32 protein-coding genes are annotated in these 16,919 nt (G+C 43.9%); all 32 read left to right on the plus strand.

Translation table 11 applies throughout. The features are described 5' to 3' along the window. The first annotated feature begins 118 nt into the window (after positions 1-118). Positions 119-1,309, plus strand: a complete 1,191-nt coding sequence (gene tuf, locus ACFPU1_RS13400; protein ID WP_385942040.1) for an elongation factor Tu — start codon at positions 119-121, stop codon at positions 1,307-1,309. Between the two features lie 437 nt (positions 1,310-1,746). Then, positions 1,747-2,055, plus strand: coding sequence for a 30S ribosomal protein S10 (gene rpsJ, locus ACFPU1_RS13405; protein WP_054637132.1), 309 nt, complete (start codon positions 1,747-1,749; stop codon positions 2,053-2,055). A 61-nt stretch (positions 2,056-2,116) separates the two neighbouring features. Next, a complete protein-coding gene (gene rplC / locus ACFPU1_RS13410) occupies positions 2,117-2,749 on the plus strand; it encodes a 50S ribosomal protein L3 (protein WP_385942044.1) in 633 nt (210 codons plus the stop codon). A gap of 27 nt (positions 2,750-2,776) precedes the next feature. Beyond that, positions 2,777-3,400: a 50S ribosomal protein L4 gene (rplD, locus tag ACFPU1_RS13415; protein WP_385942047.1), complete on the plus strand. Its 624-nt coding sequence runs from the start codon at positions 2,777-2,779 to the stop codon at positions 3,398-3,400. Continuing rightward, positions 3,400-3,684 (plus strand): 50S ribosomal protein L23, encoded by a 285-nt coding sequence (gene rplW / locus ACFPU1_RS13420; RefSeq protein WP_269758318.1) that lies wholly within the window; start codon positions 3,400-3,402, stop codon positions 3,682-3,684. Before rplD ends, rplW begins: the two co-directional genes overlap by 1 nt. Positions 3,685-3,709: 25 nt before the next feature. After that, positions 3,710-4,540, plus strand: coding sequence for a 50S ribosomal protein L2 (gene rplB, locus ACFPU1_RS13425; protein WP_100400591.1), 831 nt, complete (start codon positions 3,710-3,712; stop codon positions 4,538-4,540). A 57-nt stretch (positions 4,541-4,597) separates the two neighbouring features. Further along, on the plus strand, positions 4,598-4,876 hold the full coding sequence (gene rpsS / locus ACFPU1_RS13430; RefSeq protein ID WP_054637129.1) for a 30S ribosomal protein S19: 279 nt from the start codon (positions 4,598-4,600) through the stop codon (positions 4,874-4,876). A gap of 21 nt (positions 4,877-4,897) precedes the next feature. Beyond that, positions 4,898-5,239 (plus strand): 50S ribosomal protein L22, encoded by a 342-nt coding sequence (gene rplV / locus ACFPU1_RS13435; RefSeq protein WP_054637128.1) that lies wholly within the window; start codon positions 4,898-4,900, stop codon positions 5,237-5,239. Positions 5,240-5,242: 3 nt separating this feature from the next. After that, positions 5,243-5,902 carry a 30S ribosomal protein S3 gene (gene rpsC / locus ACFPU1_RS13440; protein WP_054637127.1) on the plus strand — a complete coding sequence of 220 codons (660 nt, stop codon included), beginning with the start codon at positions 5,243-5,245 and terminating at the stop codon, positions 5,900-5,902. A 1-nt stretch (position 5,903) separates the two neighbouring features. After that, positions 5,904-6,338 (plus strand): 50S ribosomal protein L16, encoded by a 435-nt coding sequence (gene rplP, locus ACFPU1_RS13445; RefSeq protein WP_054637126.1) that lies wholly within the window; start codon positions 5,904-5,906, stop codon positions 6,336-6,338. After that, on the plus strand, positions 6,328-6,531 hold the full coding sequence (gene rpmC / locus ACFPU1_RS13450; RefSeq protein WP_054637125.1) for a 50S ribosomal protein L29: 204 nt from the start codon (positions 6,328-6,330) through the stop codon (positions 6,529-6,531). The genes rplP and rpmC overlap by 11 nt, the downstream gene beginning before the upstream one ends. Before the next feature lie 26 nt (positions 6,532-6,557). Beyond that, positions 6,558-6,821: a 30S ribosomal protein S17 gene (rpsQ, locus tag ACFPU1_RS13455; protein ID WP_100400592.1), complete on the plus strand. Its 264-nt coding sequence runs from the start codon at positions 6,558-6,560 to the stop codon at positions 6,819-6,821. 35 nt (positions 6,822-6,856) lie between these two features. After that, the gene (rplN, locus tag ACFPU1_RS13460) at positions 6,857-7,225 is read left to right on the plus strand and encodes a 50S ribosomal protein L14 (protein ID WP_100400593.1); all 369 of its coding nucleotides are present in this window, start codon (positions 6,857-6,859) and stop codon (positions 7,223-7,225) included. 43 nt (positions 7,226-7,268) lie between these two features. Beyond that, complete coding sequence (gene rplX / locus ACFPU1_RS13465; RefSeq protein ID WP_054637122.1) at positions 7,269-7,595, plus strand: 50S ribosomal protein L24; 327 nt, start codon at positions 7,269-7,271, stop codon at positions 7,593-7,595. A 27-nt stretch (positions 7,596-7,622) separates the two neighbouring features. Then, a complete protein-coding gene (gene rplE, locus ACFPU1_RS13470; protein WP_054637121.1) occupies positions 7,623-8,162 on the plus strand; it encodes a 50S ribosomal protein L5 in 540 nt (179 codons plus the stop codon). A 28-nt stretch (positions 8,163-8,190) separates the two neighbouring features. After that, a complete protein-coding gene (locus ACFPU1_RS13475) occupies positions 8,191-8,376 on the plus strand; it encodes a type Z 30S ribosomal protein S14 (RefSeq protein ID WP_019375521.1) in 186 nt (61 codons plus the stop codon). Between the two features lie 30 nt (positions 8,377-8,406). After that, positions 8,407-8,805: a 30S ribosomal protein S8 gene (rpsH, locus tag ACFPU1_RS13480; protein ID WP_054637120.1), complete on the plus strand. Its 399-nt coding sequence runs from the start codon at positions 8,407-8,409 to the stop codon at positions 8,803-8,805. A gap of 30 nt (positions 8,806-8,835) precedes the next feature. After that, entirely contained in the window at positions 8,836-9,372 is a 537-nt protein-coding gene (gene rplF, locus ACFPU1_RS13485) for a 50S ribosomal protein L6 (RefSeq protein WP_385942063.1), read from the plus strand. A 35-nt stretch (positions 9,373-9,407) separates the two neighbouring features. Continuing rightward, positions 9,408-9,770 carry a 50S ribosomal protein L18 gene (rplR, locus tag ACFPU1_RS13490; RefSeq protein WP_054637118.1) on the plus strand — a complete coding sequence of 121 codons (363 nt, stop codon included), beginning with the start codon at positions 9,408-9,410 and terminating at the stop codon, positions 9,768-9,770. A gap of 20 nt (positions 9,771-9,790) precedes the next feature. Next, positions 9,791-10,288 (plus strand): 30S ribosomal protein S5, encoded by a 498-nt coding sequence (gene rpsE, locus ACFPU1_RS13495; protein WP_054637117.1) that lies wholly within the window; start codon positions 9,791-9,793, stop codon positions 10,286-10,288. Positions 10,289-10,301: 13 nt separating this feature from the next. Beyond that, a complete protein-coding gene (gene rpmD / locus ACFPU1_RS13500) occupies positions 10,302-10,490 on the plus strand; it encodes a 50S ribosomal protein L30 (RefSeq protein ID WP_054637116.1) in 189 nt (62 codons plus the stop codon). A 30-nt stretch (positions 10,491-10,520) separates the two neighbouring features. Beyond that, positions 10,521-10,961, plus strand: a complete 441-nt coding sequence (gene rplO, locus ACFPU1_RS13505; RefSeq protein WP_054637115.1) for a 50S ribosomal protein L15 — start codon at positions 10,521-10,523, stop codon at positions 10,959-10,961. Continuing rightward, a complete protein-coding gene (secY, locus tag ACFPU1_RS13510) occupies positions 10,961-12,253 on the plus strand; it encodes a preprotein translocase subunit SecY (protein ID WP_100400599.1) in 1,293 nt (430 codons plus the stop codon). Before rplO ends, secY begins: the two co-directional genes overlap by 1 nt. 64 nt (positions 12,254-12,317) lie before the next feature. Further along, entirely contained in the window at positions 12,318-12,971 is a 654-nt protein-coding gene (locus tag ACFPU1_RS13515; protein ID WP_054637114.1) for an adenylate kinase, read from the plus strand. Next, positions 12,968-13,714 (plus strand): type I methionyl aminopeptidase, encoded by a 747-nt coding sequence (map, locus tag ACFPU1_RS13520; protein ID WP_385942070.1) that lies wholly within the window; start codon positions 12,968-12,970, stop codon positions 13,712-13,714. The genes ACFPU1_RS13515 and map overlap by 4 nt, the downstream gene beginning before the upstream one ends. A 21-nt stretch (positions 13,715-13,735) precedes the next feature. After that, positions 13,736-14,044, plus strand: coding sequence for a KOW domain-containing RNA-binding protein (locus ACFPU1_RS13525; RefSeq protein ID WP_100400602.1), 309 nt, complete (start codon positions 13,736-13,738; stop codon positions 14,042-14,044). 4 nt (positions 14,045-14,048) lie between these two features. Beyond that, positions 14,049-14,267 (plus strand): translation initiation factor IF-1, encoded by a 219-nt coding sequence (gene infA / locus ACFPU1_RS13530; RefSeq protein WP_054637113.1) that lies wholly within the window; start codon positions 14,049-14,051, stop codon positions 14,265-14,267. Between the two features lie 87 nt (positions 14,268-14,354). Next, positions 14,355-14,468 carry a 50S ribosomal protein L36 gene (gene rpmJ / locus ACFPU1_RS13535; protein ID WP_054637112.1) on the plus strand — a complete coding sequence of 38 codons (114 nt, stop codon included), beginning with the start codon at positions 14,355-14,357 and terminating at the stop codon, positions 14,466-14,468. A gap of 20 nt (positions 14,469-14,488) precedes the next feature. Next, complete coding sequence (gene rpsM, locus ACFPU1_RS13540) at positions 14,489-14,854, plus strand: 30S ribosomal protein S13 (RefSeq protein WP_054637111.1); 366 nt, start codon at positions 14,489-14,491, stop codon at positions 14,852-14,854. 25 nt (positions 14,855-14,879) lie between these two features. Then, a complete protein-coding gene (rpsK, locus tag ACFPU1_RS13545) occupies positions 14,880-15,272 on the plus strand; it encodes a 30S ribosomal protein S11 (RefSeq protein WP_054637110.1) in 393 nt (130 codons plus the stop codon). 191 nt (positions 15,273-15,463) lie between these two features. Further along, positions 15,464-16,408: a DNA-directed RNA polymerase subunit alpha gene (locus tag ACFPU1_RS13550; RefSeq protein ID WP_054637109.1), complete on the plus strand. Its 945-nt coding sequence runs from the start codon at positions 15,464-15,466 to the stop codon at positions 16,406-16,408. A gap of 41 nt (positions 16,409-16,449) precedes the next feature. Then, positions 16,450-16,812, plus strand: a complete 363-nt coding sequence (gene rplQ / locus ACFPU1_RS13555) for a 50S ribosomal protein L17 (RefSeq protein WP_054637108.1) — start codon at positions 16,450-16,452, stop codon at positions 16,810-16,812. The last annotated feature ends 107 nt before the right edge of the window (positions 16,813-16,919 follow it).

Consider the following 16,919-nt stretch of genomic DNA (forward strand, 5'->3'; position numbering starts at 1 on the left):
AATCGAAACAATTGTTTCTAAAAAAAATTTATTGTAAGCTAAGAAAGGTGATTCATAGCAGAATGTTCCACCTTTCTTGCTTCACATAATTTACTTGATTTAAGGGAGGATTATCATAATGGCAAAAGAAAAGTTTGATCGTTCGAAAACACATGCCAATATCGGTACTATCGGCCACGTTGACCATGGTAAAACTACGTTAACGGCTGCTATTACAACTGTACTTCATAAGCGTTCCGGTTCTGGAACGGCTATGGCTTACGATTCTATCGACGGTGCTCCAGAAGAGCGCGAGCGTGGAATCACAATCTCTACTGCACACGTAGAGTATGAAACAGATTCTCGTCACTATGCACACGTTGACTGCCCAGGCCACGCTGACTATGTTAAAAACATGATCACTGGTGCTGCACAAATGGACGGAGCTATTCTTGTAGTATCCGCAGCTGACGGTCCAATGCCACAAACTCGTGAGCACATTCTTCTTTCCCGTCAGGTTGGTGTACCTTCTATCGTTGTTTTCTTGAACAAAGTAGACATGGTAGACGACGAAGAGCTTCTTGAGCTAGTTGAAATGGAAGTACGTGACCTTCTTTCTGAGTACGACTTCCCTGGAGACGACGTACCTGTTGTATCCGGATCTGCTTTGAAAGCACTTGAAGGAGACGAAGCGTACGAGGAAAAAATCGTCGAGCTTATGCAAGCTGTAGATGACTACATCCCAACTCCAGAGCGTGACAAAGACAAGGCGTTCATGATGCCTGTTGAGGACGTATTCTCTATCACTGGCCGTGGTACAGTTGCGACTGGCCGTGTAGAGCGTGGAGTTCTTAACGTTGGTGATGAAATTGAAATCATCGGTATCGATGAAGAAGCTAGAAAAACAACTGTTACTGGAGTAGAAATGTTCCGTAAGCTTCTTGACTATGCAGAAGCTGGCGACAACATTGGTGCCCTTCTTCGTGGTGTAAGCCGTGAGGACATCAAGCGTGGTCAAGTTTTGGCTAAGCCTGGTTCTATCACACCACACACGAAGTTTAAAGCTGAGGTATACGTTCTTTCAAAAGAAGAGGGTGGACGTCACACTCCTTTCTTCTCTAACTATCGTCCTCAGTTCTACTTCCGTACAACTGACGTAACTGGTGTTATCCACCTTCCTGAAGGCGTAGAAATGGTTATGCCTGGTGACAACATCGAAATGACAGTTGAACTAATTGCTCCAATCGCGATCGAAGACGGTACGAAGTTCTCTATCCGTGAAGGCGGACGTACTGTAGGCGCTGGCGTTGTTGCTGAAATCACTGAGTAATAAGTAAAGTGATATAATAAGAGTCCTGACAGAGTCAGGGCTCTTTTTAGTGGGATAGCACTGTGTGGAACGTCTTTATCCTATCTCTTCTATATAATATAAGGAAGAAACAAAATGGCTGGCTGATTACCTCCTGACCATCAAGAAAGAGACTCCTTACAGCAATCAGCAAGAAGGATTGCTTGAGAAATAAAGGAAAGCAAATTTTTTTGAATAAAAACTTGCAATTAGTGTACTAGGTCTTTATAATAGAAAAAGTGTGACCAATGGATATATTTTTGAGCTGATAAATCAGTCAATCTATACGTTCTTGGTCCTGGATAACGATGATGCGGAAGGTTGCCGACACACCCGGACCCTTTGCCATGGGAGGGCGTGATGGGATAATTTTCGCGGAGGATGTCTGTATAAATCGGACGAAAAAAGGAGGTCTACAAATGGCAAAAGAAAAAATTCGTATTCGTTTAAAAGCTTATGACCATCGCATTCTTGATCAGTCTGCAGAGAAGATTGTTGACACAGCGAAGCGTTCTGGAGCGGGAGTATCTGGCCCTATTCCACTACCTACAGAAAAGTCTGTTTACACAATCTTGCGTGCGACTCACAAGTTTAAGGATTCACGTGAGCAATTTGAAATGCGCACACATAAGCGTTTAATCGACATCGTAAGCCCAACGCCGCAAACAGTTGATGCTTTGATGCGTTTGGATTTACCATCTGGTGTCGATATTGAAATTAAACTTTAATAGTCTTTTATATTAACAATAAATAAAAAATAATTTTATGAAATAACAGGAGGTGTGACTAATGGCCAAAGGAATCTTGGGAAGAAAAATTGGAATGACACAGTTGTTTAACGACAATGGAGAGGTAGTACCGGTAACAGTTATCCAAGCTGAACCAAATGTGGTTCTACAAACCAAGACTGTTGAGTCTGACGGGTATGAAGCCATTCAACTTGGTTTCTCCGATAAAAAAGAATCACGTTCTAACAAACCAGCTAAGGGACATGCTGAGAAAGCAAGTACTACTCCCAAGCGCTACGTACGTGAATTCCGTGACGTGACACTTACGGATTATGAAGTTGGTCAGGAAGTCAAAGTTGATACATTTAATGCAGGAGACACAGTTGATGTAACTGGAACGTCTAAAGGGAAAGGTTTCCAGGGTGCTATTAAGCGCCATAACCAGTCTCGCGGACCAATGTCTCACGGTTCTCGTTACCACCGTCGCCCAGGTTCAATGGGTCCAACAGATCCAAACCACGTTCTTAAAGGGAAGAAGCTTCCGGGACGCATGGGTACAAACACAGTAACAGTACAAAACCTTGAAGTAGTGAAAGTCGATACAGATCGTAATTTGCTGCTAATCAAAGGTAATGTACCTGGACCGAAAAAAAGCTATGTATCTATTCAAAGTGCTGTAAAAGCAACGAAATAAAATGTCTGAATGAAAGGAGGCTCCATCATGCCTAAAGTAGCATTGTTTAACCAATCCGGTTCTCAAGTCGGAGATGTAGATTTGGCGGATGCCGTATTTGGCATCGAACCAAATGAAGCTGTTCTAGCGGATGCTGTGCTTATGCAGCAGGCATCATTGCGTCAAGGAACACACAAAGTTAAAAATCGTTCTGAAGTTAGAGGCGGAGGCCGCAAACCTTGGCGTCAAAAAGGAACTGGACGTGCCCGTCAAGGATCTATTCGTTCCCCACAATGGGTAGGAGGCGGAGTAGTCTTCGGACCAACACCGCGTAGCTACAGCTACAGCCTGCCAAAGAAAGTTCGTCGTCTTGCTATTAAATCCGCTCTTTCCACTAAAGTACAGAGTGAAGAGTTTGTAGTAGTAGAGGACTTGAAATTAGATGCACCAAAGACAAAAGAAATGGTTAATATCCTTTCTGGTCTTTCTGCAAGTGACAAAGCACTTGTAGTAACAGCTGACTATAATGAAGCCGTTGCTTTGTCAGCAAAAAATATCCCTGGAGTTACCTTTGTAACTGCCGATAATGTGAGCGTACTTGACCTGCTTAAGCACAACAAAGTAGTCATCACAAAAGAGGCAGTGGAGAAGGTAGAGGAGGTGCTTGGATAATGAACGCACGCGATGTAATTAAGCGCCCCGTAATTACTGAACGCTCTGCAGATCAAATGGAAGAGAAGAAATATACATTTGAAGTAGACGTGAAGGCTAACAAAACGCAAATCAAGCAAGCCTTGGAAGAGATCTTTGACATCAAAGTAGCGAAAGTTAACACTTTGAATTACAAAGGTAAATTCCGTCGTTTCGGCCGTTATACTGGTTTTAAACCTAGCCGTAAAAAAGCGATTGTCACACTAACGCCAGACAGTCAAGAATTAGAACTATTTGAAAGCTAATAAAGAGTGAAGGAGGGAAACCAAGATGCCTATCAAAAAGTATAAGCCGACTACAAATGGTCGCCGTGGAATGTCCGGAAGCGACTTTGCAGAGATCACAACTGATCAGCCAGAAAAATCTTTGCTTGAGCCCCTTCACAAGAAAGGCGGTCGTAATAATCAAGGCCGTATTTCTGTTCGCCACCAAGGCGGTGGGCACAAGCGTCAATATCGTGTTATCGACTTTAAGCGTGAAAAGGACGGAGTTCCTGGTCGTGTAGCGACTATCGAGTACGATCCAAACCGTTCTGCTAACATCGCGCTCATTAACTACCTGGACGGTGAAAAACGTTATATCCTTGCACCAAAAGGACTTAAGGTAGGGCAAGAAATCGTATCAGGTCCAGAGGCAGACATCAAAGTAGGAAACGCACTTCCACTTGTTAATATCCCAGTGGGTACTGTAATCCATAATGTTGAGTTAAAGCCTGGACGTGGAGCACAGCTTGTTCGTTCTGCCGGAGCAGAAGCTCAGGTACTTGGTAAAGAAGGCAAATATGTTCTTGTGCGACTAAGATCTGGTGAAACACGCTTGATTCTTTCTTCATGTCGTGCTACAGTCGGTCAAGTTGGTAATCTTGAACATGAACTTATTAACGTTGGTAAAGCCGGCCGGTCTCGCTGGTTAGGTAAGCGTCCTGTCGTTCGTGGTTCTGCAATGAACCCTAGTGATCACCCACACGGTGGTGGGGAAGGCCGCGCGCCTATCGGACGTAAGTCACCAGTTACACCTTGGGGTCAACCAACTCTTGGTTACAAGACACGTAAGAAAAACAAAGACACTGACAAGTATATTGTCCGTCGTCGTAAAAAATAACGAGGTTGCGCTGCGGTTCTACGGAACCGTGGGCCAATCACGAAGGGAGGTCTCATCATGGGTCGTAGTTTAAAAAAAGGACCTTTTGTCGATGACCACTTGATGACAAAAGTGGAAGAATTAAACGAGAAGAATGATAAGAAAGTAATTAAAACCTGGTCTCGCCGCTCTACAATTTTCCCTGACTTTGTCGGACATACAATCGCTGTTTACGATGGTCGTAAGCACGTGCCTGTATACGTATCAGAGGACATGGTTGGCCATAAGCTTGGAGAGTTTGCACCTTCAAGAACGTACAGAGGCCATGGAAAAGACGATAAGAAAACGAGACGTTAATTAGAGGGGAGGTAAACATTCATGCAAGCTAAAGCAGTTGCTAAACAAGTCCGAATTGCCCCTCGTAAAGCACGTTTGGTAGCAGACCTTGTTCGGGGCAAGAACATCGGTGAAGCGCTAGCTATTCTTAATCACACTCCAAAAGCAGCTTCCCCGATCATTGAGAAAGTACTAAACTCTGCTGTTGCAAACGCAGAGCATAACTATGAAATGGAACCTGAGAATCTATATATCAGCGAGGCTTTTGTTGATGAAGGTGTAACGCTTAAAAGATTCCGTCCACGTGCGATGGGGCGCGCCACAAGAATTAACAAGCGCACAAGCCATATTACAATCGTTGTATCAGAAAAGAAGGAGGGTTAATGAGTGGGTCAAAAAGTTAATCCGGTAGGATTGCGCATCGGCGTAATTCGCGACTGGGATTCCAAATGGTACGCTGACAAGGACTATGCAGACTTACTTCACGAGGACGTTAAGATTCGTGAGTTCATCGAAAACCGCTTGACGGACGCATCAGTATCTACAATTGAGATTGAGCGTGCAGCAAAGCGTGTTAATATTACTATTCACACTGCGAAACCTGGTATGGTTATCGGTAAAGGCGGTTCGGAAGTTGAGGCTCTTCGTAAAGCCCTTAACCAATTAACCGGCAAAAGAGTACACATCAACATTGCAGAAGTAAAGCAAGCTGATATGGATGCTCGCCTGGTGGCAGAAAATATTGCTCGTCAATTAGAAAACCGTATTTCTTTCCGTCGTGCAATGAAGCAAGCTATGCAGCGCACAATGCGTGCTGGAGCACAAGGTATCAAAACAGAAGTTTCCGGCCGTCTTGGCGGAGCTGACATCGCTCGCTCTGAAAGCTATAACGAAGGGACAGTTCCTCTCCATACACTTCGCGCGGACATCGATTATGGGACTGCTGAAGCAGACACTACGTACGGTAAAATCGGAGTGAAGATCTGGATCTATCGTGGAGAAGTCCTTCCAACGAAAGGAACGAACAAAAAGGAAGGAGGAAAATAATATGTTGATGCCTAAACGTGTTAAATTCCGTCGTGAACATCGTGGAAAAATGAGAGGCCGTGCAAAAGGCGGAACTGAAGTTACTTTTGGTGAATATGGCCTACAAGCAGTAGAAGCATCTTGGATTACAAACCGTCAAATTGAGTCAGCTCGTATCGCAATGACTCGTTACATGAAGCGTGGCGGTAAGGTTTGGATTAAAATTTTTCCAGACAAACCATACACAGCAAAACCTCTTGAAGTTCGAATGGGTTCCGGTAAAGGTGCTCCAGAAGGATGGGTAGCTGTTGTAAAACCTGGTAAGATTATGTTTGAAATTGCGGGGGTTCCTGAAGAAGTAGCCCGCGAAGCACTTAGACTTGCGTCTCACAAGCTTCCAATTAAGACGAAGTTTGTTAAACGCGAAGAAGTAGGTGGTGAGGCAAATGAAAGCTAATGAAATTAGAGAGTTAACCACTGCTGAAATTGAGCAAAAGACTAAGTCACTGAAAGAAGAGTTATTTAACCTTCGCTTTCAGCTGGCAACTGGTCAATTGGACAATCCAGTACGGATTCGCACAGTACGGAAAGATATTGCCCGTGCCAAGACAGTTTTACGCGAAAGAGAGCTCGGTATTAATAAAGGTTAATAAACCCTGAGAGGAGGTTTGGCTAAATGGCTGAACGTAATCAGCGTAAAGTGTACAATGGACGCGTTGTTTCTGATAAGATGGATAAGACTATTACGGTTCTGGTTGAAACGTACAAGACTGATTCCCTATACGGAAAGCGTGTAAAGTACTCTAAGAAATTCAAAGCACATGATGAAGAAAATAAAGCCAAAAAAGGCGATATCGTTAAGATCATGGAAACTCGCCCGCTATCTAAGGATAAACGTTTCCGACTAGTGGAAATTGTAGAAGAAGCCGTGATCATTTAATACTTTTCTCTGTATGAAGGGAGGTTACGTAGTCAATGATTCAACAAGAAAGTCGTTTAAAAGTTGCAGATAACTCTGGTGCAAGACAAGTGCAATGCATTAAAGTTCTAGGCGGCTCTGGTCGTAAATCCGCTAACATCGGTGATATGATTGTTTGCTCGGTAAAACAAGCAACACCAGGAGGCGTTGTCAAAAAAGGTGAAGTTGTCACTGCTGTAATTGTTCGCTCTAAGAGCGGTGCACGTCGTAAGGATGGTTCTTACATTAAGTTCGACGAAAACGCAGCTGTAATTGTTCGCCCAGATAAAAGCCCTCGCGGGACTCGTATTTTCGGACCGGTAGCAAGAGAACTCCGTGATGAGCAATACATGAAAATCGTTTCTTTGGCACCAGAAGTGCTTTAAGAGACCGGTAGAGATGAAAATGCATGGTTAAGGAGGTGCGATGATGGCTCAACCTAAACTCCACGTCAAAAAAGGCGATAAAGTCAAAGTAATCACTGGAAAAGACAAGGGCACCGAAGGTGTGATCCTTGAAGCTTACCCTAGCGATTACAGAGTGTTGGTAGAAGGGGTTAACATGGTAAAAAAACATGCTAAGCCTTCTCAAGAAAATCCGCAAGGTGGAATCATGAACCAAGAGGCGCCAATTCATGTATCCAACGTGATGCCTATTGATCCGCAAAGCGGTGAACCTACTCGTGTAGGTTATAAAGTTGAAGACGGAAAAAAAATCCGGGTTGCTAAGAAATCTGGTGAACCCCTCGATAAGTAAGTCAGTTGATGAAAGGAGGTCAACCATATGAACGCTCTAAAGAGTAAATACCAAAATGAGATTGTTTCAAACTTGCATGAAAAGTTTAATTACTCCTCTGTTATGGGAGTACCTAAAATAGACAAAATTGTGGTAAACATGGGTGTGGGTGAAGCGGTGCAAAACCCTAAGGCTCTTGATAAAGCAGTTGAAGAACTAGCTGATATCACAGGTCAAAAACCATTAATCACAAAGGCCAAGAAATCTATCGCAGGCTTTAAGCTTCGTGAAGGTATGCCTATTGGCGCCAAAGTTACACTTCGAGGCCAACGTATGTATGATTTTCTTGAAAAGCTAATCAACGTATCTCTTCCTCGTGTACGTGACTTCCGCGGGATCTCAAACAAAGCATTTGACGGTCGCGGGAACTACACACTAGGTGTAAAAGAGCAGTTGATCTTCCCAGAGATCGAATACGATAAAGTAGACAAAGTTCGCGGCATGGATATCGTAATTGTTACCACTGCTGAAACGGACGAAGAAGCACGTGAGTTGCTAACTCAAATGGGACTGCCGTTCCAAAAATAAGTGAACCTTTAAGGAGGGACAATCTGCCTTGGCTAAAAAATCAATGATCGCCAAACAAAAGCGGCCACAAAAGTACCAAGTACGTGAGTACACCCGTTGTGAACGTTGTGGACGTCCTCACTCTGTTATACGCAAATTTAAACTTTGCCGGATTTGTTTCCGTGAACTCGCATACAAAGGACAAATTCCAGGCGTCAAAAAAGCAAGCTGGTAAGGCTCCAGACAAGGAAGGAGGTAAACCGATATGGTTATGACAGATCCGATTGCCGATATGCTAACACGCATTCGTAATGCAAACACTGTTCGTCACGAGAAGCTTGAATTGCCAGCTTCTAACTTGAAAAAAGAAATCGCAGAAATCCTCAAGCGTGAAGGTTTCGTTCGCGATGTAGAATATGTGGAAGACAACAAGCAAGGAATCATCCGTATCTTCTTGAAGTACGGACCAAGCAATGAGCGCGTTATTTCCGGGCTTAAGCGAATCAGCAAGCCAGGACTTCGCGTCTATGCGAAAGCTAACGAAGTACCTCGTGTACTTGGTGGATTAGGAATCGCTGTAATTTCTACTTCTAACGGAGTAATGACTGATAAAGATGCTCGCAGCCAACAAGTTGGCGGAGAAGTTCTAGCATATATCTGGTAACACAAGAGTGGACGAAATGGAGGTGACATTATGTCTCGTGTAGGTATTAAACCAGTAGTAATCCCTGAAGGTGTAACAGTATCACTTGACGGTAACGTGGTAACTGTTAAAGGCCCTAAAGGGGAACTAAAGCGTGAAATTCATTCTGACATGAAAGTCAATATTGAAGATAACGAAGTAACGGTTGAAAGACCTTCTGACCACAAAGAGCATCGTGCTCTTCACGGAACTAGCCGCAGCTTGATCAACAACATGGTTGAGGGCGTAACCCAAGGCTATGAAAAAGCATTGGAGCTTGTCGGTGTAGGTTATCGTGCGAACAAATCTGGAAACAAGGTAGTTCTGAATGTAGGATACTCCCACCCAGTTGAGATTGTTCCTGAAGAAGGGATCGAAATCGATGTTCCAGCGAACACCAAAGTAGTGGTTAAAGGAATCGACAAAGAGCGTGTTGGAGCTGTAGCTTCTAACATCCGTTCTGTACGGACCCCAGAACCTTATAAAGGTAAAGGAATTCGTTACGCAGGTGAGCAAGTTCGCCGCAAAGAAGGTAAAACTGGTAAGTAACTCCTAACGAAAAAGTGAGAAAGGAGGAGCGTTGCATGATTACGAAAACTAATAAATATGCGTCCCGTAAAAAGCGTCACATGAGTGTCCGCCGCAAGGTACAGGGGACAGCTGAACGCCCACGTTTAAATGTTTTCCGTTCTTCCAAGCACATCTATGCACAGCTTATTGATGATGTGAAGGGTGAAACGCTTGTTGCAGCATCATCTCTTGATAATGAGCTTAAGCTTGAGAACGGTGGAAATAAAGAGGCAGCTAAGCAAGTTGGTGAACTTATCGCCAAGCGCGCTAGTGAAAAAGGACATGAATCTGTTGTATTTGACCGCGGAGGATTCATTTATCACGGCCGTGTGGAAGCACTTGCTGATGCAGCACGAGAAAACGGATTGAAATTCTAAAAAAGAAGGAGGGAAAATGCATGGGTATCGATCCAAGTAAGCTTGAACTTGAAGAAAGAGTTGTAGCTATCAACCGTGTAGCGAAAGTTGTTAAAGGTGGACGTCGTTTCCGCTTTGCTGCTCTTGTAGTAGTGGGTGACCGCAACGGCCACGTCGGTTTTGGAATGGGCAAGGCTCTTGAAGTGCCAGAAGCTATCCGCAAAGCTGTAGAGAACGGTAAAAAGAATCTTATTGAAGTACCTACTGTTGGAACAACAATTCCACATGAAATCGTAGGACACTTTGGAGCAGGACGTGTACTAATGAAGCCAGCAAGCGAAGGTACTGGGATTATCGCGGGTGGACCAGTCCGTGCCGTGCTTGAGTTAGGTGGCGTTAATGATATCCTTTCCAAGTCTCTAGGTTCTAACAACCCAATCAATATGGTTCGCGCAACTTTGCAAGGCCTTGAAAGCTTAAAGACAGCTGAAGAAGTAGCTAAACTACGTGGTAAAAGCGTCGAAGAACTGTTAGGATAAGGAGGGAAACGAGATGGCAAAAAAACTTGAAATCACCCTCAGCCGTAGTTTGATTGGCCGTCCGCAGGACCAGCGCGTTACTGTAAATACACTTGGACTGCGCAAGGTGAATCATTCAGTAGTACAAGAAGACAATGCCGCAATCCGCGGAATGATCAATAAAGTATCGCATCTATTAACTGTAAAAGAAATTGATGCATAATAAACTTCAACGAGACAGGGAGGTGTCAGCATGAAACTTCATGAGTTGAAACCTGCAGAAGGTTCCCGTAAAGTTCGCAATCGTGTAGGACGTGGACCGGCTTCTGGTAATGGTAAGACAGCAGGCCGTGGACATAAAGGTCAAAACGCCCGTTCCGGTGGCGGAGTAAGACCAGGCTTTGAAGGGGGTCAAAACCCTATCTACAAGCGTCTGCCAAAGCGTGGATTTACGAACCCGACTCGCGTAGAATACGCAGTTGTGAATGTAGAAACTCTTAACCGTTTTGAGTCAGGTACAGAGGTAACTCCTGAACTTCTTGTAAAAGAAGGGGTAGTTAGCAACGTCAAAGACGGAATCAAAATTCTAGGCAACGGAAACCTGGATAAAGACCTGACTGTAAGAGCCAATAAGTTCTCTGCGTCTGCTGTGAAAGCAATCGAAGAGGCTGGCGGCAAAACAGAGGTGATCTAATGTTCCGTACGATCTCCAATATTTTTCGCGTGGGTGATTTAAGACGGAAAGTCATTTTCACCCTTCTCATGCTCGTAGTGTTCAGAATAGGAAGCTTTATACCTGTCCCGGGCTCTAACCGCGATGTATTAGACTTTCAAGATCAAGCGAACGCTTTTGGATTTTTAAATACATTTGGCGGCGGAGCGCTAGGGAACTATTCTGTTTTTGCTATGGGTGTCATGCCCTATATCACCGCATCCATTGTTGTACAATTGTTACGGATGGACGTTGTTCCTAAATTTACTGAATGGGCCAAACAGGGTGAAGCAGGACGGCGTAAACTCGCTCAGTTCACAAGGTACTTCACTGTTGTTCTCGCTTTTATTCAAGGTTTAGGGATGTCTATTGGTTTTAACAACCTCTTTCCTGGTTTGATTCCAGACCCAAGTATTCCGAAATACATTTTCATTGCCTTGGTGATGACAACAGGAACTGCATTCTTAATGTGGTTAGGGGAACAGATTACACTCAAAGGTGTTGGAAATGGTATATCTATTATCATCTTTGGCGGTATAGCAGCAGGGATACCTAATGGTGTGAATCAAATTTATGCCACCCAAATCGAAGATGCTGGAGATCAATTATTTTTCGGCATTGTTACGCTACTGTTTCTAGCGATAGCCGTACTTTTGATTGTAGTTGGGGTTATTTTTATACAGCAAGCGATCCGTAAGGTGCCGATACAATATGCTAAACGCCTGGTAGGCCGCAGTCCTGTAGGTGGACAGTCAACTCACCTGCCGTTAAAAGTAAACGCCGCAGGTGTTATCCCAATTATCTTTGCACTTTCTTTGTTTATTTTCCCTCCTACCGTTGCAAGCTTTGTAGGGGAAGATAATGTTGTAGCAAGATGGGTCATTCAAAACTTTGATTACACCCAGCCGTTTGGTTTAATCTTCTACGCAGCATTGATCATTGGATTTACCTACTTCTATACATTTGTACAAGTGAATCCGGAGCAAATGGCTGAAAACCTTAAAAAACAAGGAGGGTACATTCCCGGCATTCGTCCAGGGAAGACCACCGAGGTTTATATCAAAAGAATTATGTATCGACTCACGTTGGTCGGAGCATTATTCTTAGCCACCGTTTCAGTCATTCCTGTTTTCTTTACTACCCAGTTAGGCCTTCCGCAAACCATACAAATAGGCGGCACGGGATTGTTAATTGTCGTGGGTGTAGCGTTGGATACAATGAAACAGATAGAAAGCCAGTTGATCAAACGAAGCTATAAAGGCTTTATTAAATAAGAGATCGAGGGGAAGGGCACTCCCCAGACCCTTGGCTGAACTCGGAGCGATGGAGGAGATATAAATGAACCTTATTTTAATGGGACTTCCAGGTGCCGGTAAAGGCACACAAGCTGAAAAGATTGTAGAAAAATACGGTATTCCGCATATTTCTACCGGGGACATGTTCCGCGCTGCTATTAAGGGAGAGACGGAGCTTGGAATAAAAGCAAAGTCTTACATGGATGCCGGCGAATTAGTTCCCGATGAGGTAACAATTGGCATTGTTCGAGAGCGACTAAGCAAGAGTGATTGCGAAAAAGGGTTTCTACTTGATGGATTTCCGCGCACAGTAGCTCAGGCAGAAGCTTTGGAAGATATCCTGGCATCGTTGAATACTTCTTTAGATTACGTGCTCAATATTGAAGTAGACAAAGATAGCTTAATGGAGCGTTTAACCGGGAGAAGAGTTTCTCCAACATCTGGAAGAACCTATCATGTCATTTTCAATCCTCCGAAAGAAGAAGGCATCTGTGATGTGGATGGCAGTGAATTGATTCAAAGAGATGATGATAAGCCAGAAACCGTTAAGAAGCGTTTGGATGTAAATATAGAACAACAACAACCTCTCATTGATTTTTATGAGGAAAAAGGTTATCTTCGAAATATTGATGGAGATCAGGATATTGATAAGGTGCTCCGAGACATTGATGAATTGCTGAAAGGACTTCATGCATGATAATTTGTAAAACAGATCGAGAAATCGATATAATGCGTGAAGCCGGGCGTATTGTAGCCCTCACGCATCAGGAATTACAAAAGCATATTCAGCCTGGTATAACAACGAAAGACTTGGATGAGATTGCGGATAAGTTTATTCGTCAGCACGGGGCAATACCATCATTTAAAGGTTACAGTGGATTTACCGGAAGCATTTGCGCTTCAGTAAATAAAGAGCTGGTACATGGAATTCCGAGTGACCGCGCCTTAAACGAGGGCGATATCATTTCAATTGATATTGGTGCAAAGTATAATGGTTATCATGGAGATTCAGCCTGGACCTATCCTGTTGGGGATATCTCCAAAGAAGATCTGCGTCTTTTGGATGTTACAGAAGCGTCCCTTTTCAAGGGTCTTGCTGAAGCAAAACCAAAAGAACGTTTGTCAAACATCTCTCACGCCATACAAAAGTATGTAGAAGCCGAAGGCTTTTCTATCGTAAGAGAGTATGTGGGACACGGCGTAGGCCAGGAGCTTCATGAGGACCCTCAGATTCCTCACTTCGGGCCTCCTGGAAAAGGACCGCGCCTGAAACCAGGAATGGTACTGGCAATCGAGCCAATGGTGAATGCTGGTGAACGTCATGTTCATACACTTTCAGACAATTGGACGGTGGTAACCACTGACGGGAAGAACTGTGCTCATTTTGAGCATACCATTGCCATAACTACAACAGGCTATGAGATCCTAACTCAAGCTTGATAATATATAGGTGATGCAGGAATGAAAGATTCTGATTCTCCACCCCGTGTCGGACAAGTCGTCCGTATCAAAAGGGGACGGGATACTGGACAGTATGCTGTCGTCGTTGGGGTGTTAGATGAACGTTTTCTTCTGCTGGCTGATGGAGACAAGCGAAAGTTTGATAAGGCTAAGAAGAAAAATGTGAATCATATAGAGCCCCTTCCCCATATCTCTGATGAAGTGATACGAAGCATAGAGGAAACCGGACGTGTCACCAATGCGAAACTCAGATTTGCTCTTGGTGTGTTCTCACAGCAGCATCTCGAATTACTGAAGGAAGGAGAGTAAATTCATGGCCAAAGATGATGTTATTGAAATGGAAGGGACGGTACTAGAGCCGCTTCCAAATGCCATGTTTCGAGTAGAACTCGAAAATGGCCACAAGATTTTAGCTCATGTTTCCGGAAAGATTCGCATGCACTTTATCCGAATTCTTCCTGGTGACAAAGTAACAGTTGAAATCTCCCCGTATGATCTAACCCGCGGACGGATCACTTATCGCTATAAGTAATAGTATGTCTATTCCAGTCGGCAATAATTAGTCCGAAGCGTGTTATACTCTCGAATGTACTCCGAGCAGTTAAGGAGGTAAATAGACATGAAAGTCAGACCATCTGTTAAACCGATTTGCGAAAAATGTAAAGTTATTCGCCGTAATGGAAAGGTCATGGTCATTTGCTCAAACCCTAAGCATAAACAAAAGCAAGGATAATATAAGGAGGTGCTCAATAGATGGCACGTGTAGCAGGTGTTGACATTCCTCGTGACAAGCGAGTAGTTGTTTCTCTCACCTACGTATATGGAATTGGAAAAAGCGCTGCTTCTGAACTTTTGAAAGAAGCTGGTGTTTCTGAAGATACTCGCGTTCGTGATTTAACTGAAGAAGAGCTTGGCCGGATCCGTAGTGCAATCGATGGTTTCACCGTTGAAGGTGACCTTCGCCGGGAAAAGTCTCTAAATATCAAGCGTCTAATCGAAATCGGATCTTACCGTGGTATCCGTCACCGTCGTGGATTGCCGGTGCGCGGTCAAAATACGAAGAATAACTCTCGTACTCGTAAAGGTCCTCGTCGTACAGTAGCTAACAAGAAAAAATAATAGATGAAAAGGAGGTCAGTCTAACATGGCAAAAGCCAAAACAAACACTCGTAAACGCCGTCAGCGTAAGAATGTAGAGACTGGAGTGGCTCACATTCGTTCAACTTTTAACAACACGATTATCACAATCACCGACACACAAGGAAATGCAATTTCTTGGGCAAGTGCAGGTGGACTAGGCTTCAAAGGCTCTCGTAAGTCTACTCCTTTTGCTGCTCAAATGGCAGCTGAAACAGCTGCTAAGGCTGCAATGGAGCATGGCATGAGAACTGTAGAAGTAGCAGTTAAAGGACCTGGAGCTGGTCGTGAAGCGGCTATTCGTTCCATGCAAGCAACCGGTCTTGAGATCAGCGTCATTCGCGACGTAACTCCAGTACCTCATAATGGCTGCCGCCCGCCAAAACGTCGCAGAGTATAACACCACAGAAGTATGGAATTTCCTATAAGTGTTAATAATGGGTAAGGCGCAACACTTATTGGACGGAAACGTCTTACGTATTGTTGACGTGTAAGGATGGAAATGTGGTCAAAAACTGCCTAAGGGAAAATTCCGGTTAGGCTTAAGCAGGTCTGCCGGAGTTTCGACGTTTTGAAGGAGGGTATAAATATATGATCGAAATCGAAAAGCCTAATATCGAGACGGTTGAACTAAGCGAGGATGCCAAGTACGGCAAGTTTGTTGTTGAGCCATTAGAGCGTGGCTATGGTACAACTCTAGGAAATTCCTTGCGCCGTATCCTATTATCCTCCCTTCCAGGAGCTGCTGTTACGACAGTCCAAATTGATGGTGTACTGCATGAGTTTTCAACAATTGAAGGTGTCGTTGAAGACGTAACTACGATTGTTTTAAACTTAAAAAAGCTTGCACTTAAAATTTACTCTGACGAAGAGAAGGTTCTTGAAATTGATGCACAAGGTGAAGGGGTCGTAACTGCAAAAGACATTACGTTTGACAGTGATGTTGACGTATTGAACCCGGATCTTCATATTGCTACTCTAAACTCTGGAGCTAATCTTCATATGCGCATGACTGCTAAACGCGGACGCGGCTATGTATTAGCTGAAGGAAATAATAGCGACGACCTGCCAATTGGTGTAATTCCAGTTGATTCTATCTTCACTCCAGTTTCTCGTGTGAACTACCAGGTAGAAAACACACGTGTTGGACAAGTGACTAATTTTGATAAATTAACACTTGATGTGTGGACAGATGGAAGTATTCGTCCGGAAGAAGCGGTGTCTCTTGGAGCCAAAATCATGACGGAACACTTGAATATTTTTGTAGGTCTCACAGATCAGGCTCAAAATGCTGAAATAATGGTTGAAAAGGAAGAGGACCAAAAGGAAAAAGTCCTTGAAATGACCATTGAAGAGCTTGATCTTTCTGTGCGTTCTTATAACTGCTTGAAGCGTGCAGGCATTAACACGGTTCAGGAGTTAAGCCAGAAGTCTGAAGAAGATATGATGAAGGTTCGTAACTTGGGCCGGAAATCATTAGAAGAAGTACAAGAAAAGCTGGGTGAACTCGGACTCGGCCTTCGTGATGAAGAATAGACGCCTTTTAGGTAGTTTGAGTAAAAAGGAGGGGAATATTCATGGCATACCAAAAGCTAGGACGTGACAGCTCTGCTCGTAAAGCTCTTTTCCGTGATTTGGCAACTGACTTAATCATCAATGAGCGTATCGAGACTACAGAAGCTAAAGCAAAAGAATTGCGTCCAATCGTAGAAAAAATGGTAACCTTAGGCAAGCGTGGAGATCTTCACGCCCGTCGTCAAGCAGCTGCTTTCATCCGTCTTGAAACAGCTGATGAGGAGTCTGGAAAAGATGCTGTACAAAAGCTATTTGACGAGATTGCTCCTCGCTATGAAGACCGCCAAGGCGGTTATACTCGTATTCTTAAAGTAGGCCCTCGCCGCGGAGACGCTGCAGAGATGTCTATTATTGAATTCGTGTAATATAAGGTAACTGATACCTTTTGTAATCTAATAGATCCGTAAGGGCAGGACGAGACCAAGTTGGTGCTTTGTCCGTGCCCTTTTTTTGTAGGCAGAAGGTCTGTCTC

It is taken from the genome of Thalassorhabdus alkalitolerans (genome assembly GCF_042656525.1).
GTDB classification, from domain to species: domain Bacteria; phylum Bacillota; class Bacilli; order Bacillales; family Marinococcaceae; genus Thalassorhabdus; species Thalassorhabdus alkalitolerans.

Excerpts from the sequence above, each read along its gene's own strand:
- rpsH (WP_054637120.1), top strand. The coding sequence starts at position 8,407 with ATGGTTATGACAGATCCGATTGCCGATATGCTAACACGCATTCGTAAT.
- rplB (WP_100400591.1), top strand. The coding sequence starts at position 3,710 with ATGCCTATCAAAAAGTATAAGCCGACTACAAATGGTCGCCGTGGAATG.
- rplD (WP_385942047.1), top strand. The coding sequence starts at position 2,777 with ATGCCTAAAGTAGCATTGTTTAACCAATCCGGTTCTCAAGTCGGAGAT.
- rplQ (WP_054637108.1), top strand. The coding sequence starts at position 16,450 with ATGGCATACCAAAAGCTAGGACGTGACAGCTCTGCTCGTAAAGCTCTT.
- rpsE (WP_054637117.1), top strand. The coding sequence starts at position 9,791 with ATGGGTATCGATCCAAGTAAGCTTGAACTTGAAGAAAGAGTTGTAGCT.
- rpsJ (WP_054637132.1), top strand. The coding sequence starts at position 1,747 with ATGGCAAAAGAAAAAATTCGTATTCGTTTAAAAGCTTATGACCATCGC.
- rplF (WP_385942063.1), top strand. The coding sequence starts at position 8,836 with ATGTCTCGTGTAGGTATTAAACCAGTAGTAATCCCTGAAGGTGTAACA.
- ACFPU1_RS13550 (WP_054637109.1), top strand. The coding sequence starts at position 15,464 with ATGATCGAAATCGAAAAGCCTAATATCGAGACGGTTGAACTAAGCGAG.
- rpsK (WP_054637110.1), top strand. The coding sequence starts at position 14,880 with ATGGCAAAAGCCAAAACAAACACTCGTAAACGCCGTCAGCGTAAGAAT.
- rplP (WP_054637126.1), top strand. The coding sequence starts at position 5,904 with ATGTTGATGCCTAAACGTGTTAAATTCCGTCGTGAACATCGTGGAAAA.
- ACFPU1_RS13515 (WP_054637114.1), top strand. The coding sequence starts at position 12,318 with ATGAACCTTATTTTAATGGGACTTCCAGGTGCCGGTAAAGGCACACAA.
- rplO (WP_054637115.1), top strand. The coding sequence starts at position 10,521 with ATGAAACTTCATGAGTTGAAACCTGCAGAAGGTTCCCGTAAAGTTCGC.
- rplR (WP_054637118.1), top strand. The coding sequence starts at position 9,408 with ATGATTACGAAAACTAATAAATATGCGTCCCGTAAAAAGCGTCACATG.
- rpmC (WP_054637125.1), top strand. The coding sequence starts at position 6,328 with ATGAAAGCTAATGAAATTAGAGAGTTAACCACTGCTGAAATTGAGCAA.
- rplC (WP_385942044.1), top strand. The coding sequence starts at position 2,117 with ATGGCCAAAGGAATCTTGGGAAGAAAAATTGGAATGACACAGTTGTTT.
- rpsM (WP_054637111.1), top strand. The coding sequence starts at position 14,489 with ATGGCACGTGTAGCAGGTGTTGACATTCCTCGTGACAAGCGAGTAGTT.
- rplX (WP_054637122.1), top strand. The coding sequence starts at position 7,269 with ATGGCTCAACCTAAACTCCACGTCAAAAAAGGCGATAAAGTCAAAGTA.
- rplE (WP_054637121.1), top strand. The coding sequence starts at position 7,623 with ATGAACGCTCTAAAGAGTAAATACCAAAATGAGATTGTTTCAAACTTG.
- rpsS (WP_054637129.1), top strand. The coding sequence starts at position 4,598 with ATGGGTCGTAGTTTAAAAAAAGGACCTTTTGTCGATGACCACTTGATG.
- infA (WP_054637113.1), top strand. The coding sequence starts at position 14,049 with ATGGCCAAAGATGATGTTATTGAAATGGAAGGGACGGTACTAGAGCCG.
- map (WP_385942070.1), top strand. The coding sequence starts at position 12,968 with ATGATAATTTGTAAAACAGATCGAGAAATCGATATAATGCGTGAAGCC.
- rplV (WP_054637128.1), top strand. The coding sequence starts at position 4,898 with ATGCAAGCTAAAGCAGTTGCTAAACAAGTCCGAATTGCCCCTCGTAAA.
- secY (WP_100400599.1), top strand. The coding sequence starts at position 10,961 with ATGTTCCGTACGATCTCCAATATTTTTCGCGTGGGTGATTTAAGACGG.
- rplW (WP_269758318.1), top strand. The coding sequence starts at position 3,400 with ATGAACGCACGCGATGTAATTAAGCGCCCCGTAATTACTGAACGCTCT.
- rplN (WP_100400593.1), top strand. The coding sequence starts at position 6,857 with ATGATTCAACAAGAAAGTCGTTTAAAAGTTGCAGATAACTCTGGTGCA.
- ACFPU1_RS13525 (WP_100400602.1), top strand. The coding sequence starts at position 13,736 with ATGAAAGATTCTGATTCTCCACCCCGTGTCGGACAAGTCGTCCGTATC.
- rpmD (WP_054637116.1), top strand. The coding sequence starts at position 10,302 with ATGGCAAAAAAACTTGAAATCACCCTCAGCCGTAGTTTGATTGGCCGT.
- rpmJ (WP_054637112.1), top strand. The coding sequence starts at position 14,355 with ATGAAAGTCAGACCATCTGTTAAACCGATTTGCGAAAAATGTAAAGTT.
- tuf (WP_385942040.1), top strand. The coding sequence starts at position 119 with ATGGCAAAAGAAAAGTTTGATCGTTCGAAAACACATGCCAATATCGGT.
- rpsQ (WP_100400592.1), top strand. The coding sequence starts at position 6,558 with ATGGCTGAACGTAATCAGCGTAAAGTGTACAATGGACGCGTTGTTTCT.